A 17745-nucleotide genomic window follows, 5' to 3' on the forward strand; every position below is an offset into this window, starting at 1 on the left:
ATGTCCACAACTCTCGACTCTCTCGATACCCCGGCGGCCGTCATCGACCTCGCCCGCATGCAACGCAACATCGACCGCATGCAGCAGCGCATGAACGCGTTGGGCGTGCGCTTCCGCCCACACGTCAAGACCTCCAAATGCACGCCGGTCGTGCGCGCCCAGCTTGCCGCCGGCGCGCAAGGCATCACGGTGTCCACGCTGAAGGAAGCCGAATACTTCTTTGCTGAAGGCATCACCGACATCGTCTATGCCGTCGGCATGGCGGCGCATCGGCTGCCGCAGGCGCTCGCGTTGCGGCGGCGCGGGTGCCAGCTGAAGCTCCTCACCGACAGCGTGGCCTCGGCCGAGACGATCGCCGAGTTCGGGCGGGCGAATGATGAGGTGTTCGAGGTGCTGATCGAGATTGACACGGATGGTCACCGCTCCGGCATCCGTCCGGAGGACCCTGCGCTGCCGGATGTCGGCCGCGCCCTGCACGATGGGGGCATGCGCCTGGGTGGCGTGCTGACCCACGCTGGCTCGAGCTACGAGCTTGACACCACCGAGGCCCTGAGCGCCCTGGCGGAGCAGGAACGCGCCGGCTGCGTGCGTGCGGCCGAGCGTCTGCGGGCCGCGCAGCTGCCGTGCCCGGTGGTCAGCATCGGCTCGACTCCGACGGCACTTTCCGCCGCGCAACTCGATGGCGTCACCGAGGTTCGGGCCGGCGTCTATGTCCTGTTTGACCTGGTGATGAGCAATGTGGGCGTCTGTACCACCGATGACATCGCCCTCAGCGTACTGACCACGGTGATCGGCCATCAGGGCGACAAGGGCTGGGCCATCGTCGACGCCGGGTGGATGGCGATGAGCCGCGATCGCGGCACGCAGAAGCAGAAGCGGGACTATGGCTATGGGCAGGTCTGCACGATCGACGGCACGGTGTTGCCGGGCTACGTGCTCAGCGGCGCCAACCAGGAGCATGGCATCGTGTCGCGCGAAGGAGCGCCCGATGCCGATATCGCCGCGCGCTTCCCGGTTGGCACGCGGCTGCGCATTCTTCCCAACCATGCGTGCGCGACCGGCACGCAATTCCCCGAGTACCAGGCGCTCTCCGAAGACGGTGAGCTGGCGGCATGGCAGCGCTTCCATGGCTGGTGAGATGGACGCAGCGGGGCTCGTGCACGGAAGTCTTCTACAATGGCGGCCATGTGTCCGCAGCGCGGACGCGCGACGGAACCCATCCATGCCAGCGAAGAAGAAACTCCCGGCCAAGTCCGCGCCGAGTCAGGCTAGTCAGGCCCCACCGAAGCAAGCCACGCTGAGCGCCATCATGGCGCGTATCGACAGCATCCGCGACACCCTGGGCGCCACCGGCCAGCGCATTGCCGACTTCATTGCCCGTCATCCGGAGGAAGTGGTCCATATGTCCGTCAGCGAAGTGGCCGAGCGCACCGGTGCCAGTGAAGGCAGTGTGGTCGGACTGTGCAAGGCGCTCGGCGCCACCGGTTTCCAGCAGCTGAAGATCGTGCTGGCGCAGGAGATCGTGCAGCCGGTACAGATGATTCACGAAGACCTGGAACCGAAGGACGATGCGGCCGCCGTGGTACGCAAGATCTTCCAGAGCAATGTGCAGACGCTGCTCGACACCCAGTCGACCCTCGACGTGGGCGCGCTGCAGCGCGCGGTCCAGATCCTGAAGAAGGCCAAGCGCATCGAGATCTACGGCATCGGCAGTGCGGCCACCATCGCCGAGGATGCGCATTACCGCATGCTGCGCATTGGCCTTAACGTCAAGGCCGTGATCGACTCGCATGTGCAGGTCATCAGCGCGGCCTTGACCGGCCCGGATGTCGCGGTGCTGACCATCTCGCATTCCGGCAGCACCTATGAGACCGTGACGGCGACGCGACTGGCGAAGGAGGCCGGCGCACACACCATCTGCATCACCAACTTCGGTAAATCGCCGATCCAGGCCTTCTCCGATGTGGTGCTGCTGACGATGGCGCGCGAGACCCACTTTCGCACGGAGGCGATGACCAGCCGCCTGGCACAACTGGCGATCATCGATGTGCTGATCGCGTGCCTGGCGCTGACCGACTACGATCGCGCGGTCAAGACCATCCGCCACACCTTCGACGTACTGTCGCTCAAGCGCTATTGAGCCTGGCGTGCAGGGCCGTGCGGCCGGCACACCATGTATTCAGCAACTGAGCAGGGGTCTCCGCCTCGGCCCCGGAGCCGGTGCCAAGCAGCAGATATGACATGCCCATCGCGACCGCGCCCGCGGCATCGGTCGCCGGGTTGTCGCCGATCATCAGCGCCTGCGCCGGGCTTGCCTGCAGCCGCCGCAGTCCTTCGTGGAACAGCGCATCGGCGGGCTTGCCGATGATGCACTCGGGATCCACGCCGGCACAGGCTGTCAGCGCGGCGAGCAGCGCACCGGTCTCCGGCACGCAGGTGCCGTTGTCGCCGGGATGGCTGAGATCGGGATTGGTGACCACCAGCCTGGCGCCGGCGCGCAGCACATTCGCCGCCAGCGCCAGCTTGCCGTAGTTGAAGTCGGGATCGCGCGCCAGCAGCACCACGTCAGCGCCCTGCTCCACCAACTGGCAACCGATCCGCTTCGCATGGCGGCGCAATGCCGGGCTGCCCAGCAACAGAACCCGCGCCTCGGGGGAGGTGCGGCGCAGCCAGTTCACAGCCATTTCGCCGGCAAGCACGAGTTGCTCCGGTGCAACGGGCAGGCCCATGCGGCGCAGCTTGCGCGACATGCCGGCCGCGGTGTCGGTGGAGTTGTTCGACACGATGGCATAGCGGCCCTGCAACGCCTCGAGCAGCGCGGCCGCGCCCGGCATGGCGGCGCCGTTGCGGATCAGCGTGCCGTCCAGGTCGACGATGTAGCGCCACGCCGGCGCGCGCCAGGGCGGCAGCGCCGGCTGCGGGATCGAGGCATCGTCGGTGGCACGTTGGCCGGAGGGGAACCGCCTGATATCTGTCATCTTTGCGTTCGAACATTTTGAGTAACGCTCATTCTACATTCAATTTTTATTGAACAACATTCACTGGATTGTCATGTAGGTCTTCTAGCATCCGTGTTGCCCCATCCCCAACCGCGCGACACGGAACCTCCATGAACACCCTGCGAACGAGATGTCTCGCTGTACTGGCTGGCGTTGTACTGAGCTCGGCGCTTGCCGGCTGCGGCGGCGGAGATGACTCCGCCTCCACGGCAACGTCACAGCAACTTTCATCGGCACAAGCGAACGAGCAAAAAAAGCCGGCGGACACGCTGCGCTGCGCCCCCTGAGCCTCTGTTGATCTCTTCCCACGCCATCGCCCACAGGTCAGCCACATGCAATCCAACGACAGACGCAATTTCCTCCGCACCGCCACCCAGGCCATGGGTGCCGCCGCCGCGCTCACGGTGCTGCCGCCGAGCATCCGCCGCGCGCTTGCCGTGCCCGCCGCGGTAGAGACAGGCACCATCAAGGACGTCAAGCACATCGTCATCCTCATGCAGGAAAACCGTGCCTTCAATCACTACTTCGGCACGATGAAAGGCGTGCGAGGCTTCGGCGACCGCTTCCCGATCCCGCTCGAAAGCGGCAAACCGGTCTGGTACCAGTCGGATGGCACGAAGGAGATCCCGCCCTTCCACCTGGACAAGCAGACCATGAACGCACTGCTGGTCCCGAGCACGCCGCACTCGTTCTCCGATGCGCAGGCGGCCTGGAACCAGGGCAAGTTCGGCATGTGGCCCAAGTACAAGAAGCCCTACTCGATGGGTTACTACAAGCGCGACGACATCCCCTTCCAGTTCGCGCTGGCCGAAGCCTTCACCATCTGCGACGCCTACCACTGCTCCATCACCACCGGCACGGATCCCAACCGCATCGTCTTCTTCGCGGGTTCCAACTTCAACCCGGAACTCGGCAAGAGCGGCGTCAACTGCACCGATACAGACTCCGAGCCGAACAACCTGCGCTGCTGGATCACGGGCGCGCTGCCGACGCCGGGCTACACCTATGCCGGCTCGTCTTTCCGTTGGCCGACGATTCCCGATGTCCTGCAAAAGGCCGGCGTCAGCTGGCGCATCTACCAGGATCCGAACGACAACTGGACTGGCGCGATGCACGGTGGCCTGGCCTTCGATTCGTTCCGCACGGCGCAGCCGGAGTCGCCGCTGTACAAGGAAGGCATGAGCCTGTGGACCATCGAGGACCTGCAGCGCGACGTGATGAACGGCACGCTGCCCGAGGTAGTGTGGGTGCTGCCGACCAAGCTGCAGTCCGAACACCCGGGCGCGCCGTCAAGCCCGCAGCACGGCGGCAACTTCACCGCCCAGGTGCTGAACGCACTGACGTCGAACCCGGAGGTCTGGAGCAAGACCGTGTTCTTCCAGACCTTCGACGAGAACGACGGGCTGTTCGATCACCTGCCGCCGCCGGCCGTGCCCTCCTACAACCTGGACGGCACGCTCGCCGGCAAGTCGACGCTGCCGCTGGAAGGCGAGTATTTCTCGGACCCGGCACGCAAATACCTGCATCCCCAGGACACCATCAGCGGCAACCTGCGCCCGTGGGGACTGGGACCGCGCGTGCCGATGTACGTGGTATCGCCATGGAGCAAGGGCGGCTGGGTCAATTCGCAGACCTTCGATCACACCTCGGTGGGCCGCTTCCTCGAGCAGCGCTTCGGCATCACCATTCCCGCCATCAGCCCCTGGCACCGCGCGGTCAGCGGCGATCTCACCTCGGCCTTCGATTTCGCCACGCCTAACGACCCGAAATTCCCCGCACTGCCCGATACCAGCGACTACGCGATCATCGAAGCCCAGCAGAAGACCATGCCGGCGCCGACTCCGCCCGCCACGCCACAGCCGCTGTTCCAGGAAATCGGCACCCGCTTCTCGCGCGCCCTGCCCTATGAGCTGCACACCAGCGCGCGCGTCGACAGTGGGGGCCGCAGCGTGACCCTGCTGTTCGCCAACAGCGGCATGCAGGGCGCGGTGTTTCATGTCTACGACAAGCTGCACCTGGACCGCATCCCGCGACGCTACACCGTGGAAGCGGACAAGACCCTGTCGGACGCGTGGGACGTCGTCGCGGACAACGGCAAGTACGACCTGTGGGTGCTCGGGCCGAACGGCTTCGTCCGGCATTTCACCGGCACCGCGGCCGCCAGCGGCGCGCAGCCGGAGTGCCAGGTCTGCTACGACCCGAAGAACGGCCAGTTGTACCTGCATATGCGCAACACCGGCAACGCCGCGTGCACCGTCACGGTACAGTCCAACGCGTACCGCAACGATGGCCCGTGGACGCTGACCGTACCCCCGGGCGGCGAGGTCGTGGAAGAGCGCTGGTCGCTGGAAAGGAGCGCGCGCTGGTATGACTTCAGCGTCGTGCGCGCGGACGACGCGAGCTACCTGCGACGCTTTGCCGGCCGTCTGGAAACCGGCAAGGACAGCGTCAGCGATCCGGCCATGGCCATGCCCGCCGCGTGATTTCCGGCACCTGCTAATTTTCTTTGACTATTGAGCGGGCGGCCTGCCTTGGTGCAGGCCGCTTGTCCATTCGCCGCCGACGGCGGCGGCTATACCACCGAGGGAAGGACCTATCACCATGTACCGCCGATTTTGCATCCGGACCATCACGGCAATCGCATTGGCCTGCGCCGGCCTGGCCGGCAGCGCGACCGTATTCGCGCAGGCGCAGCACGATGGCAGCGCGGCCAGCCCGTTGCGCGTCGTGCTGATTCCGGCCGACGGCGGCACCGAGGATGGCACGAAGAAGGATTTCGAGCCCATCTTCGGCGCCATCAGCCAGGCCACGGGACTGAAATTCGATATCAAGATCGGACAGAGCTACGGCGCCGTGGTCGAGGCGATGTGCAATGGCGCCGCCGATATCGCGTGGTATGGCCCGGCCAGCTATCTGCAGGCCCGCGCCCGCGGCTGCGCGGAGTTGCTGGCGCTCGCCGTGCGCGACGGCCAGTCGGTGTACTACTCGGGCATTTTCGCCCGCGCCGATGCCGGCATCGAGCGGATCCGGGACCTGAAGGGCAAGAAGATCGCGCTCGGCGATGTCAACTCGACGTCGAGCTTCAATGTGCCCGTGGCCATGATGCTTTCATCCGGTGTCCGGCCGGCCAGGGACGCTGCCATGATCAGCATGGCCGGCAGCCACGCCAATGTGCTCAAGGCCCTGGCCGAAGGCCTGGTCGATGCCGGTGGCGCCTCGTTCGATTCCTTCGAGAAAGCAGCCAACGCAAAGGCCATCGATCCCGCCAGGATCAAGGTGGTGGCGAAGAGCGCGCCGATTCCCTATCCGCCGCTCGCCATGCATCCGAAACTGAGCGACGGCGTAAAGGCCAGGCTGCGCGATGCCTTCAACAACATCAACAAGCTGCCCGGCATCACCAAGGATCAGATCCGCGGCTATGGCGGCAGCAAGGTCGACGGCTATACCTCCAAGGTGAGCGAAACCGACATGGCGGCCGCGGGCAAGATGTTCGAGCTGGTGACCGACCAGGTCAAGGCCGACATCATCATGAAGGCCGGTGCGCACTGATGATCGACTTCGATAGCGTATCCAAGGTCTGGCCCGATGGTACGGCGGCCTTGTCCGACGTCAGCCTGTCGGTGCCGCGCGGGCAATTCTGCGTTGTGCTCGGGCCGTCGGGCGCGGGCAAATCGACGCTGCTGCGCGCCGTCAACGGCTTGATGAGACCAGGCACGGGCGGCGTGGCAATCGACGGCATCGAGCTGACCCGCGCCACCGAGCGCCAGCTGCGCCGCCGGGTTGCCATGATCCATCAGCATTTCAACCTGACCCCGCGCATGAGCGTTGCGCGCAATGTGTTGGCCGGCGCGTTGCCGGAGGTTTCAATGTGGCGAGCGCTGCTAGGCTGGTTTGAACCCCGGTACCGCGCACGCGCGTGCGCCCTGCTGGCCGGCGTGGGCCTTGACCCGTCGCACTTGCCGCGCCGCGCCGGCGAACTCTCGGGCGGGCAACAGCAGCGCGTCGGCATTGCCCGCGCCTTTATGCTCGACCCCGAAGTCATCCTGGCTGACGAGCCGGTCGCCAGCCTGGACCCCCGCATCTCTCGCGACATCCTGACCCTGATCCGGGACGCCGCGCGCGCCTGCAATAGCGCTGTCCTTTGCAGCTTGCACCAGGTCGGCCTGGCGCGCGAGTTCGGCGACCGCATCGTCGGGATGCGCAGCGGCCGCATCGTGTTCGACGGGACACCCGCCGATTTCACGGATGAGGTAGTCGAGCGATTGTATGGCGGCGTCAGCTGGGAAGAAGCCGCACCCTCCCCCTCGCTACCGCTTGCCGCTTGAAGGACTCCGCCATGAACAATCCCGCCCATCCAGCCATTCCCGGCACGCAAGCCGACTGGAAACTCGACCAACCTTACAGTGCGCGCCATTTGCTGATCGTGCTGGCATTGCTGGCGGCCTTGCTCTATACCGGCCAGCGCACCGAAATGGACCGCATGGTGACCATGACGGGGCAAGCCGTGGGCAACCTGCTTGGCCTGAGCCCTGACTCGCAGGTGGTGCGCGGCCTGTCGCGCGTGGCCGAGTCGATGTGGCCCCCGGCGCTTGGCGAAAGGGAAGAAGTGGCGCGCTTGCCCGGGCTCGATCGCCGGCACTTGCCCATGTTCTCCCATATCGAAATCCAGGAGAACCGCGAACAGCACCTGAATCCGCAATCCCTGCAATGGGAAACCAGGCTGGAGCGCACCGAGTACCTGGTCAGGCCGATGGGCTATTTGTGGACCGTCTTCGTGAAGATGGTTGAGACCGTCGAGATCGCCATCTGGGGCACCGTGCTGTCGGTCCTGTTGTCGATGCCGCTGGCCTGCCTCGCCGCGCGCAACTACACGCCGAACCGGTTCACCTACACGCTGGCGCGCGCCTCGATCAGCCTGTTGCGGTCTGCGCCGGAACTGATCGTCGCCCTGTTCCTGGTCCTGGCCTACGGCTTCGGTCCGATCGCCGGCGTGCTGGCGCTGAGCCTGCATGCGGCCGGCTTTCTCGGCAAGTTCTACGCGGAGGACATCGAGCACGCCGACAACAAGCCACAGGAGGCGCTGGAAGCCATCGGCGCGGGAAAACTCAAGACGCTGTGGTACGCGGTAATGCCGCAGGTACTGCCGCAATACACGGCCTATACGCTCTACATCCTGGATCGGAACGTTCGCATGGCGACTGTCATCGGACTGGTCGGCGCCGGCGGAATCGGACAGGAACTCAAAGGCCGCTTCGACATGTTCCAGTACGGCCATGTTGCCACCATCCTGATTGCGATCTTCATCGTGGTGTTCCTGCTCGACCAGTTCTCGGCACGCGTGCGCGCGAGATTGATATGAGTCCATGCCAACGCCGTCCTTGGCAAAAACCGAGGCCAGACTCACCCGCCGAAATCGTCGATCGCGCATCCCGGAATACGCAGGCTCATCGCTGCCTGACGAAGCAGGTGGTGCACATGTGAGCGAACTCCATGAGGGCCCATGGCCGCAGAGGATCTGGCACGGACGTTGCGTCGGATGCTGCCGCTGCAAACTGGTTGCAGCCTCAGTGGAGTTTGATCTTTCGGGAGCGTCCGATGAAGAAAGTAGTTGTACGTGGGGCAGCCCTGGCGCTGTCCATTTGCGTACTGGCTTTCGGTGCTGGTACTGCGCAGGCGCAGGCATATCCATCCAAGCCAATCAGACTGGTGGTCCCATTTCCGCCGGCCGGTGCAACGGATGTCCTGGGTAGAGCGATTGCCCAGAAGTTGTCTGAAGGACTGGGTCAGCCAGTGACGGTGGAGAACCGGCCTGGTGCAGGCAGCACCATCGGCGCAGACGTCGTCGCCAAGGCGGCGCACGATGGCTACACACTGCTACTGGCGTCCGGTTCGCTTGCCATCGCATCCAACCTCTACAGCAAACTCAGCTTCGATATCCTGAAGAGTTTCACGCCGATATCGCTGGTAGGCCATGTACCCCATATGCTGGTCGTGAACCCTTCGGTCCCGGCGAATTCGGTGAAAGAACTGATCGCGTTGGCCAAAGCCAGGCCCGGGCAGTTGAGCGCCGCTTCGCAGGGAAACGGCACGCTGTCGCACCTTGAACTGGAAATGTTCAAGATATCCACGGGTGTCGACATACTGCATGTCCCTTATAAGGGCAGCAATAACGTCATGTCCGATCTGCTTGCCGGCAATGTCTCGGTGTTCTTCGACAGCGTTCCGTCGTCCATGCCGCTGGTGAAAGCCGGCAAGCTCAAGGCACTGGGGGTGGTCGGGACCAAGCGCCTGCCCACGAGTCCAGATATCCCGACGCTGAGCGAAGCCGGGTTGCCGGGATTCGAAGCCAAGAACTGGTTCGCGCTACTGGCACCGGCCGGCACGCCGAAGGAGATCGTGGAGCTGCTCAACGCGCAGGTGCAAAAGGCCGTTGCATCTCCGGACCTGGTTTCGCAGCTGGCAAGTCAGGGCGTCATCCTGGAAGGTGGCACATCGAAGCAGCTGGCGGCACTGATGCAAAACGACGTAGCAAAGTGGGGCAAACTCGTAAAAGCCGCAAACGTGCACCTGAACTGAACGCAGCGGGCATGCACACGCCATCGGGGACCACGCCGGCAGCAAATACTTACGGGGATTTCCTTTAATCGATCCTGGCACCGGAGAATTTCACGATCCTGGCCCACTTGACCGTCTCGCGGCGGGAGAGGTCCAGGAACTCCTCAGGCGTGCTGGGCGCGATTTCCGCCGGCAAGCGCCGTTGGCATAAGGGACAGGCCGCGCTCTTGCAGGCGCCAGGCGGAGCGCACCAGAGCGGGCCATCTCTTTGATAAAAGCGGATTCTCAGTCGTTGCGCGCCAGGCCCGGGGTGGAAGCAGGCATCTTGCGTGCGCGGGCCGCCTGCTCGAAACCATACGCGTATCGGATGAGTTGCGGTTCGCTCCACGGGCGACCGAGAAACTCCAGGCCGACGGGCACGCCGCGCGGGGCCTCCTCGGTGGGAGAAGAGAACCCGGCAGGCACCACCACTGCCGGGAATCCGGTCAGCGAAGCCAGAATGCCGTTGCGTTCTCTTTGGTCATACTCTCCGATCGGCACGGGCAGCCGCTTCTGATGTGGATAGATCATGGCATCGAGGTGGTTCTCCGCCATCACGTTGGCAAGCCGGATCTTGAGCGCGTCGATCTTTACCAGCCGGTCCTTGTAATCAGGCTCATTCAGGCCATTCTCGATGCCTTTGGCGGACTGCAGGAATTTGATCAGGCTCGGATGCGTTTTCCCACTGGCGACGATGTCGTCCAGCGAATGTGCGGGAGCCTTGCTTCCGACATCCTTCAGGTACTGGTTCATGACGCTCTTGTATTCGTATTTCTGAACATCGAGCTGGCCGTTCAGCTTGTCGGTATCCAGCTCGGGTGTCGAGACCGGTACCATGACCGCTCCCTTTTTCTTCAGCACGTCAATCGCATGTGCCATGACGCGATTGACTTCCTCGTGATCGGTCCCGGTCCCGAACAGGGATTGCATCACACCGATGCGCACGCCTTTCAGTCCGTTTTTATCCAGGTATGCCGTATAGGTCCCGGGGATATGGCCCCAGCTCATTGCGGTCACCGGATCGGCTTGATCGTACCCCGCCATGACGTCCAGCATGCGGGCGGCATCAGCCACCGAACGCGTGATCGGGCCTGCCTCGTCCTGCGTGAAGGAAACCGGCACAATACCCGAGCGGCTGACCAGTCCAAGCGTAGGCCGAATCGACACTAGGCTATTGTTGGAAGCCGGGGAGCGCAGCGAATTTGCCGTATCCGAGCCGGTGCCGATGGCGGCGAAATTGGCAGCCAGTGCCGCCCCGGTGCCGCCGCTCGATCCGCCCGGGGTCAGTTTGAGGTCGTAGGGATTCTTGGTCTGTCCGCCCAACGAACTGACCGTCACCCCGCCCAGCGCGAATTCCTGAAGATTGGTCTTGCCGAGAATCACGGCGCCACTCCGCTTCAGCCGGCCCACCACGAATGCGTCTTCAGTGGGCCGCGAACCCGCCAGCGAAGCCGAGCCAGCGGTGGTCGGCATGTCGGCCGTGTTGTAATTGTCCTTCAGCACCGTTGGGATGCACTGCAGTGGTTTCAATTTTCCGCTGCGGTGGAATTCGCGATCCATTTCATCTGCCTGGGCCAGCGCATCTGGATTCATGTAGAGCATGGCATTCAAGGCGGGACCTTGCTTGTCATATGCGTGAATCCGGTCCAGATATCGCTGGACCAGCCCATGGCAACTCAGGCTTCCGCTCCTCAGCGCTTGATGAATGTCTGCGACCGAAGACTCCATAATATTGAAGGATTTCTCGGCAGAATATGCCGTGAATGGCAGGATTCCAGAAAGTAATGCCATCGCATTTGCCGCGAATCGGATCCCGAAAGAATATCTTTTTAAGCGCATAGATAAGGTCAGATGGTTCTGAAGTACAGCCCGCCAATCGAGGCTGGCATGGTGAAAATTTTTGATCGTTATGAAAGAGAAATCAGGATCGCCAGCCAGCTGTTATCTGAGATACCGTCGCCGTGCCGGCTTGAGAACCGCGATCGCGAGCAATGCAGTCGCAATGTCGAGGGTGATGGCAACACCAAACACGGGCATCCAGCTACCGAGCTTTTCGTGCATCAGCGCAGCGAGCGGTCCGCCCAGGATCGACCCGATGCCCTGGGAGATATAGAGCCAGCCGTAGTTGGTCGTGGCATAGCGCGTGCCGAAGGTATCGGTCAGCGTGGAAGGAAAGAGCGAAAAGATCTCACCCCAGCCCAGGAACACCACGCCGGACAGCAGCACGAACAGCACCGCATTCTCGCGCGTCAGCAGCCACAGCGCCATCGCCACGCCTTCCAGCGCGAAGGCGAAGCACATGGTGTTCTCCCGGCCCCAGCGGTCGGATACCCAGCCAAACAGCGGGCGCGTCAGTCCGTTGGTGAACCGGTCCAGCGTCAACGCCAGCGGCAGCGCGGCCATGCCGAGCACAGTCACGCCGGCAACGCCGAAGTCCTTCGCGAAGGTCGCCATCTGCGATGTCACCATCAGTCCTGAGGTGGACATCATCGTCATCATGGCAAAGAGCAGCCAGAACAGCGGCGTGCGCAGCATCTCGCGGGTTGGGACGTCGGCGGCGGCCCTGGCACCGGTGCGCGTCGCAATATGTTCGGGCAGCACCACGCCCTGCGGCGAACGAAGACCTTGCGAGGCAACGAAGCCGATCACGGCAAAGAGAAGGCCAAACTGCCACAACGTGGCCTCCAGTCCCTTCTGGGCCAGTGCCGAGGCGATCGGAAAGGTCGTGGCGATGGCACCCATGCCGTATCCCGCTGCGACCATGCCCACGGCAAGCCCGCGCCGGTCCGGGAACCAGCGCACCATCTGCCCGACGACCCCGACGTAGACAATGCCCGTGCCCAGGCCGCCCACGACGCCATAGGTCAGGTACAGCAGCCCCACACTGTGCGTTTGCGCCGCCAGTACCCAGCTCAGTCCCGACAGCACCGTGCCAAGCGCAATCAGCCGGCGCGGCCCGAAGCGTTCAATCAGCGCGCCCTGGAACGGCGAGAAGAATGTCTGCAGCACGATCAGCAACGAGAACGTGACCTGCAACTCAGACAGCGGAACCCCCAGCTTGGCGGCCAGCGGTTTTGTAAACAGCGTCCAGACATACTGCGGGCTGGAAATCGCCATCATGCACAGCATGCCAAGCGCCAGTTGTATCCAGCGCTCGCGCGCCGCCGGCAAGGCTAGGGCGGTACCTGTTGATGCGTTCTCTGCAACGGTATTCATCGGACTACTCCTTCAGACCAGCTTCGGGGATCGGACAAGGGGAACTGCGTAGAAGACCGGGACCTGCCGCGCGAGGCGCATTGGCAAGCGGCATCCCGGCGCGGATTACCAGGCGGCAACGGCGCCATCGCTGCGGGGATCGGCGCCACCTTCGTAGAGCCCGCTGGGGTGCAGCACGATGGCGCCGGCATGGCCCATGGTTTCGTCATACGGCTGCAAGAGCTCGATCTCGTGGCCAAGTGTGCGCAAAGCGTCGCAGGTCGCCTGCGGAAAGCGCGACTCGAGCTTGAGCGTGTCGGTGGTCTGGCCCCAAGTGCGGCCCAGCAGCCAGCGGGGGGCGTCGATCGCGGCCTGCGGGTTCATGCCGAAATGCACGATGCGCGAGAACACTGCGCTCTGCGATTGGGGCTGGCCGTCGCCGCCCATGTTTCCGTAGACCAGCGTGCGGCCGTCGGCCAGGCGCGCCAGGGCCGGGTTCAGCGTGTGGAACGGTTTGCGCCCCGGCATCAGCGGGTTGCGCGCGGCGGGATCCAGCGAGAAGCTGCAGCCGCGGTTCTGCCAGTTGATGCCGGAGGCAGGCAGCACGACGCCGCTGCCGAACTCGTGATAGATGCTCTGGATAAAGCTGACCGCGACGCCCTCCGCGTCGACCACGCCCATCCAGACCGTATCCGCTGGCCCCATGCCCTCTCCCCACGGCAGCGCCTGGTCGGGCCGGACCCGCGCGGCCGCGGCATCGAGCCAGGCCGGCGCAAGCAGGTCCCGTGGATCCACGTCCATGTACGCGGGATCGGTGATATGGCGGTCGCGGGCCAGAAAGGCCTGCTTGGTTGCCTCGACACAGGCATGGACGTAGGGCGCGCCAGTCGATGCCATGGCGCTCGCCGGCAGCAGATCGAGCAGGCGGTCCAGCTGGCCCAGGATCTGCAGCGACACCAGCCCCTGAGTGGGTGGCGGCATGTTATAGACGCGGCCGCGCGAGTGCGCCAGCACCAGCGGCGCCTTCCATACCGCGCGGTGTCCGGCGAGGTCCTGCAGGCTGAGCGGGCTGCCGACGGCGGCCAGGTCCTGCGCAATGCTGCGGGCCAGGTCGCCCCGGTAGAAATCGTCAAGCCCCGCTTCCGCCAGTTGCTCCAGCGTGGCAGCCAGGCGCGGCTGGCAAAAACGCGCACCGGCAAGCGGCGGCACGCCGCCCGCCAGGAACGTCTCGGCAAATCCGGTTATTCCAGAGAGCTCATGGGCCCTCGCCGCAATGCAGGCCGCCTGGCTATGCGTGACCGGAACGCCGTGGCGGGCATAGCCGATGGCATCGGCAAGCAGCCGCGACAGCGGCATGCGCCCGCCCAGCGTCTCGCGCGACCAGGTGCGCGCGGCATGCCAGCCGGACACCGTCCCGGCGACTGTGTTGGCCGCCATCCCGCCGCGGAACGGGATCGTCGCGAGGCCCGCTTCACGGTAGCGCTCGATGCTGGCAGCCCCTGCCGCCGCACCGCACGCTTCGAGGCCGCGGGGCGCCTCATTCGGGCGCGCGATCAGCCAGAAGCTGTCGCCGCCGATGCTGTTCATATGCGGGTAGGCAACCGCGATCGTGGCCGCGGCCGCGATCATCGCTTCGACGGCGTTTCCGCCTTCGCGCAGGATCGCCAGTGCACTCTGCGAAGCCAGGGCGTGCGGCGCGACCGCCATGCCGCGGCTGCCGCGGATGGGGTTCCGATGAAATGTCACAATGTGCTCCGGAAATTATGTATACATAAAATTCACGGAACACAACGCAAGGCCTGTGCCACGCCATCCCCTGCCACTACTGCAGGGCAAGCGATGCCGCGCCGGTCAAGGCGTTGCTAGCGATAGCGGGGAATTCCCCGACAGGGGAAGGTAACGGGAAGTGGGAAAAATTATGGCGCCGACGGCACCATATTGGGGCTTACCCGAAGCGCCTGCGACGCGGCGGTGCGTCGGTGGCAAGCGGGCGCTCGAGGTTGGTGCGGGCTTGTTCCAGCCGTTCGGTGGTCAGGCGGCTGACCTCGACGCGCCCTTCTTCGATATGGCCGGTCAACAACTCGACCGCCCGCGCGCCATCACAGGCCAGCAGCGCCGTGAGGATATTGGCGTGCTCCTCATACGTGAGGGCGATGCGCTCGCCGTAGGCAAAATCGAGGCGCCGGATGATCCGGATGCGGTCCGTGACCTGTTGATGTACCGCGGCTGCCTCCGGATTACCCGCGGCGCAGACGATGGCTCGGTGGAACGCCTCGTCCAGGTCGGCAACCTGGTTGCCGTCGGTCAGGCGTTCGGCAGGCGGGACTTGCCACGTGGCTGCCAGCACCTCCAGGCACGCGCGATCCACGCGCGGCGACACCGGCTGCTGGCACAGGCGCATGGCGGCATGGGTCTCCAGCAAGGTGCGCAGGTCATAAAGTGCCTCGAAGCGCGCCAGGTCGATCGGCACCACCTCCCAGCCGTTGCGGAAGTGCCCGCGCACCAGTCCTTCGGACTGCAGGCGCAGCAGCGCCTCGCGTACCGGCGTACGGGAGATGCCGAACCGCTCCGCGACATCGTTCTCGGAAAAGCGGTCGCCAGGCAACAGCCGGAACGCAAAGATGTCGTCCCGCAGGCTGAAGTAGGCACGTTGCGAACGGGACGATTCGCCGGTTATTGCCGCGCCGCCCTGGCGCTCCTGTACCTCTGGCGGAGAGCCTGGAAAGCCGGAGTCTGCTTGGGTAGCTGAAGAAGGGCCTGGCAGGGGCGTCGTGCGGCGCATCGGACTGACATCGAAATGGGCATCGCTTTGGCGGGCGGCAGAGCGACACGCGTGGCGTGCGCGAAAGCATACCACCGATTTGCGGGCATCCCGAAGACGTTGAAAACCGGCCGGACCGCACCGGGCCTCGGCCTGTGCCTGCGCGAGCAGGCACAGGCCATCAAAGCAGCGGACAAGGCGGCCAAGGCACCGCTGCCGTTGTTCCCGATCATGCTTGCGCTGAGCTTGTTGATCGCCATCGTGCAAGTGCGCTCTATCTCGGCCACTAACTGGACACACGATCCTTTCCGCCGGCGGGCACGAAGCGCCGCTGCCGCATCCATTTAGTGACGACCCATTTCTCGCCGGCCTGCACTGGCGCCCCCGCGTGCAGCGTCCTGCCGTCGAGTTGACCGGCCGCATCGCAGTACTCGAAATACACCGCATTGCCCTTGCGCGGCGAAACCGCGAAGCCGATCTCGGGAAACGTGGTCTCGCCGCCGGCGTCGACATCGTTGAGATACACGACCAACGTGCTGACCCGTTGCCCGCTGCGCGCCAGCGAAGCCCGGTTGGCCGCGTTGGTTGGCATCAGGAAGTCGTAGTGCGGCGTGCTTTGCGCGCCCACGCCATAGCGCAGCACCTGCAAGCCTTCGCCGTTCTCCACTGGCAGCCGCATCAGCGCGGAGATGCGCTGGTCGATGCGCGCCACCAGCGCGTTTTCCTGCAGCCGGAAGAACATGCCGTGGCTGGTGCGCTCGTCGCTAACCACTGTGAAACCCGTCGAAGGATCGACCGTAGTGGAGGGCACGAGCCGCGGCTGCGCCATCGCGACCAGCGCGTCGCATTCGTCATGGCTGAGCACGCCTTCGAGCACGGCGACCGCCGGATTGTCCATGCGCGACAGCACGCGTACCTCGCGATCGGTGGCGCCGAGCAGCGTGCCTCGTCCCAGTCGCGCCAGGCGCACGCCAGGAGCCGTCGGCTTGCCGCGGGACACCGTGATGCTGTTCCGCGGCAAGGGCGCGCCGTCGCGGTACGCGCGCTCGAAGGCAGCCACCAGCTCGCGCGCGACCAGCGGATCGTAGCCCTGCGAGGCCAGGGCCTGCGCCATTTCGCCGGGCGCGCCGCCGCGCTGCAGCCCCTGCGTGATCCAGTCGCGCAGCGCGGGAGGGAAGTTGATTAGGGCGAGCGTAGTCTCTGACATGGCAGGCAGGCTCCGTTCAGCTGAGATCGTCGTTCGGGGCCCATCCATCCGTCGTCAGGTGGAAGCCTTCGCGCAACTGCATCGTCCCGGCCCCTTCAATCACGCGCGCGGCCATCGGGAATGCGCGCAGTGCTTCCGGCGTTCGCATCCACGGCGCGGCCGCCGTCCCCGACGCCGAGCCGATGTCTGCCAGCACCGCATCGATGCCGACGTCGAGGCGCTGGGCCAGGTTGGCCTTCTCAATCGCATAGCTCGTGCCGTTCGCCTCGACGAGGCGCTCCACCTCGCTCGACAAGGGGCTGATCACGACACCCCCGCCGATCTGTTCATTCACCTGATCCAGCGAGGCGCGCAGCACCATCCGGCTGGTGACGGGCGCGCGCGTCACCGTGTTCACGGCCGAGGTACCAATATCGGCGATCAACGAAGTGGGGCCGCTGACGTTCAGCTTGAAGGCGCCATGCGCGTCGGTGGTAGCCGGATTCTCCGCGCTCTCACACTTGCCGTTTTCATTGGCGTCAGCGCAGACCAGGGCGCCCTGATAGTACCCGGGTTTCAGCGTGGGCTCGGTCGCGCTGCCGGGGATGAAGCCGCTGGTCGCGACGACGCCGGCAATGGACTGCGTGCCCTGGCCCTGGCCCTGGCCCGGGTCCGTGCTGGTGCCAGCGCTGGTGCTGCCGTCTCCGCCGCATGCCGTCAGTATGCAGGCCGATGCGACCGCGGGTAAAACAAGAATACAGCGAGTTGATTGGAACGTTGCCATTCCTGGTCCAGAATGTTGGGACCTGCCCTTTTGATCAAGGCGGTCGGAATAATGTGAGGGAGTTGTTCTTGCGTGAGGCGCGACCAGTATTAGATGACGACATGACAATTCTGTGTCGAGGTGCAGTTAGCACAAAAAGGACCGGAGACGGGACGACGCATTGCGGAGGGACGCGCCGCCGCCTGGATCCGGCGGCGCGGTGTTAAGGCAATGCTGATTAAGTCCT

General features: G+C 64.7%; 14 protein-coding genes. 7 read left to right on the forward strand and 7 right to left on the reverse strand.

Annotated elements, in window-relative coordinates:
- Positions 1–1137 (forward strand): DSD1 family PLP-dependent enzyme, encoded by a 1137-nt coding sequence (locus KB879_RS11395; protein WP_211981335.1) that lies wholly within the window; start codon positions 1–3, stop codon positions 1135–1137.
- Between the two features lie 169 nt (positions 1138–1306).
- Complete coding sequence (locus KB879_RS11400) at positions 1307–2140, forward strand: MurR/RpiR family transcriptional regulator (protein WP_211982171.1); 834 nt, start codon at positions 1307–1309, stop codon at positions 2138–2140.
- Here the strand turns inward: KB879_RS11400 and KB879_RS11405 are convergent.
- Positions 2127–2978 carry an HAD-IIA family hydrolase gene (locus KB879_RS11405; RefSeq protein ID WP_153954067.1) on the reverse strand — a complete coding sequence of 284 codons (852 nt, stop codon included), beginning with the start codon at positions 2976–2978 and terminating at the stop codon, positions 2127–2129. The genes KB879_RS11400 and KB879_RS11405 overlap by 14 nt on opposite strands.
- Before the next feature lie 353 nt (positions 2979–3331).
- Here KB879_RS11405 and KB879_RS11410 point away from each other — a divergent pair, with 353 nt between their 5' ends.
- The 5 genes from KB879_RS11410 to KB879_RS11430 all read left to right on the forward strand — a co-directional run bounded on the left by KB879_RS11410 (position 3332) and on the right by KB879_RS11430 (position 9575).
- Positions 3332–5482, forward strand: coding sequence for a phosphocholine-specific phospholipase C (locus KB879_RS11410; protein ID WP_211981344.1), 2151 nt, complete (start codon positions 3332–3334; stop codon positions 5480–5482).
- 118 nt (positions 5483–5600) lie between these two features.
- Positions 5601–6548, forward strand: a complete 948-nt coding sequence (locus tag KB879_RS11415; protein ID WP_211981345.1) for a phosphate/phosphite/phosphonate ABC transporter substrate-binding protein — start codon at positions 5601–5603, stop codon at positions 6546–6548.
- The gene (locus tag KB879_RS11420) at positions 6548–7324 is read left to right on the forward strand and encodes a phosphonate ABC transporter ATP-binding protein (RefSeq protein WP_211981346.1); all 777 of its coding nucleotides are present in this window, start codon (positions 6548–6550) and stop codon (positions 7322–7324) included. The genes KB879_RS11415 and KB879_RS11420 overlap by 1 nt, the downstream gene beginning before the upstream one ends.
- Positions 7325–7335: 11 nt before the next feature.
- Positions 7336–8358, forward strand: coding sequence for a phosphonate ABC transporter, permease protein PhnE (gene phnE, locus KB879_RS11425; RefSeq protein ID WP_114135014.1), 1023 nt, complete (start codon positions 7336–7338; stop codon positions 8356–8358).
- 236 nt (positions 8359–8594) lie between these two features.
- Positions 8595–9575, forward strand: coding sequence for a tripartite tricarboxylate transporter substrate binding protein (locus KB879_RS11430; protein WP_153954063.1), 981 nt, complete (start codon positions 8595–8597; stop codon positions 9573–9575).
- A 264-nt stretch (positions 9576–9839) separates the two neighbouring features.
- On the opposite strand, the gene KB879_RS11435 is transcribed toward KB879_RS11430, so the two are convergent.
- The 6 genes from KB879_RS11435 to KB879_RS11460 form a co-directional block, all read right to left on the reverse strand.
- Complete coding sequence (locus KB879_RS11435; protein ID WP_211981347.1) at positions 9840–11384, reverse strand: amidase family protein; 1545 nt, start codon at positions 11382–11384, stop codon at positions 9840–9842.
- A 150-nt stretch (positions 11385–11534) separates the two neighbouring features.
- Positions 11535–12809: an oxalate/formate MFS antiporter gene (gene oxlT / locus KB879_RS11440; protein ID WP_153954061.1), complete on the reverse strand. Its 1275-nt coding sequence runs from the start codon at positions 12807–12809 to the stop codon at positions 11535–11537.
- Between the two features lie 105 nt (positions 12810–12914).
- Entirely contained in the window at positions 12915–14495 is a 1581-nt protein-coding gene (locus KB879_RS11445; RefSeq protein ID WP_153954087.1) for a gamma-glutamyltransferase family protein, read from the reverse strand.
- A 238-nt stretch (positions 14496–14733) separates the two neighbouring features.
- The gene (locus tag KB879_RS11450) at positions 14734–15816 is read right to left on the reverse strand and encodes a GntR family transcriptional regulator (RefSeq protein ID WP_371827399.1); all 1083 of its coding nucleotides are present in this window, start codon (positions 15814–15816) and stop codon (positions 14734–14736) included.
- A gap of 19 nt (positions 15817–15835) precedes the next feature.
- The gene (locus tag KB879_RS11455) at positions 15836–16756 is read right to left on the reverse strand and encodes a 2OG-Fe(II) oxygenase (protein ID WP_153954060.1); all 921 of its coding nucleotides are present in this window, start codon (positions 16754–16756) and stop codon (positions 15836–15838) included.
- 16 nt (positions 16757–16772) lie between these two features.
- On the reverse strand, positions 16773–17519 hold the full coding sequence (locus KB879_RS11460) for a hypothetical protein (RefSeq protein WP_211982366.1): 747 nt from the start codon (positions 17517–17519) through the stop codon (positions 16773–16775).
- Between the last annotated feature and the right edge of the window lie 226 nt (positions 17520–17745).

The organism is Cupriavidus sp. KK10 (assembly GCF_018223725.1).
Lineage (GTDB): Bacteria > Pseudomonadota > Gammaproteobacteria > Burkholderiales > Burkholderiaceae > Cupriavidus > Cupriavidus necator.

What these genes read in the sequence shown, in the direction of transcription:
- KB879_RS11420 (WP_211981346.1), top strand. Translation starts at nt 6,548, where the DNA reads ATGATCGACTTCGATAGCGTATCCAAGGTCTGGCCCGATGGTACGGCG.
- KB879_RS11415 (WP_211981345.1), top strand. Translation starts at nt 5,601, where the DNA reads ATGTACCGCCGATTTTGCATCCGGACCATCACGGCAATCGCATTGGCC.
- phnE (WP_114135014.1), top strand. Translation starts at nt 7,336, where the DNA reads ATGAACAATCCCGCCCATCCAGCCATTCCCGGCACGCAAGCCGACTGG.
- KB879_RS11460 (WP_211982366.1), bottom strand. Translation starts at nt 17,519, where the DNA reads ATGGCAACGTTCCAATCAACTCGCTGTATTCTTGTTTTACCCGCGGTC.
- oxlT (WP_153954061.1), bottom strand. Translation starts at nt 12,809, where the DNA reads ATGAATACCGTTGCAGAGAACGCATCAACAGGTACCGCCCTAGCCTTG.
- KB879_RS11405 (WP_153954067.1), bottom strand. Translation starts at nt 2,978, where the DNA reads ATGACAGATATCAGGCGGTTCCCCTCCGGCCAACGTGCCACCGACGAT.
- KB879_RS11430 (WP_153954063.1), top strand. Translation starts at nt 8,595, where the DNA reads ATGAAGAAAGTAGTTGTACGTGGGGCAGCCCTGGCGCTGTCCATTTGC.
- KB879_RS11455 (WP_153954060.1), bottom strand. Translation starts at nt 16,756, where the DNA reads ATGTCAGAGACTACGCTCGCCCTAATCAACTTCCCTCCCGCGCTGCGC.
- KB879_RS11435 (WP_211981347.1), bottom strand. Translation starts at nt 11,384, where the DNA reads ATGGCATTACTTTCTGGAATCCTGCCATTCACGGCATATTCTGCCGAG.
- KB879_RS11395 (WP_211981335.1), top strand. Translation starts at nt 1, where the DNA reads ATGTCCACAACTCTCGACTCTCTCGATACCCCGGCGGCCGTCATCGAC.
- KB879_RS11445 (WP_153954087.1), bottom strand. Translation starts at nt 14,495, where the DNA reads ATGGCGGTCGCGCCGCACGCCCTGGCTTCGCAGAGTGCACTGGCGATC.
- KB879_RS11410 (WP_211981344.1), top strand. Translation starts at nt 3,332, where the DNA reads ATGCAATCCAACGACAGACGCAATTTCCTCCGCACCGCCACCCAGGCC.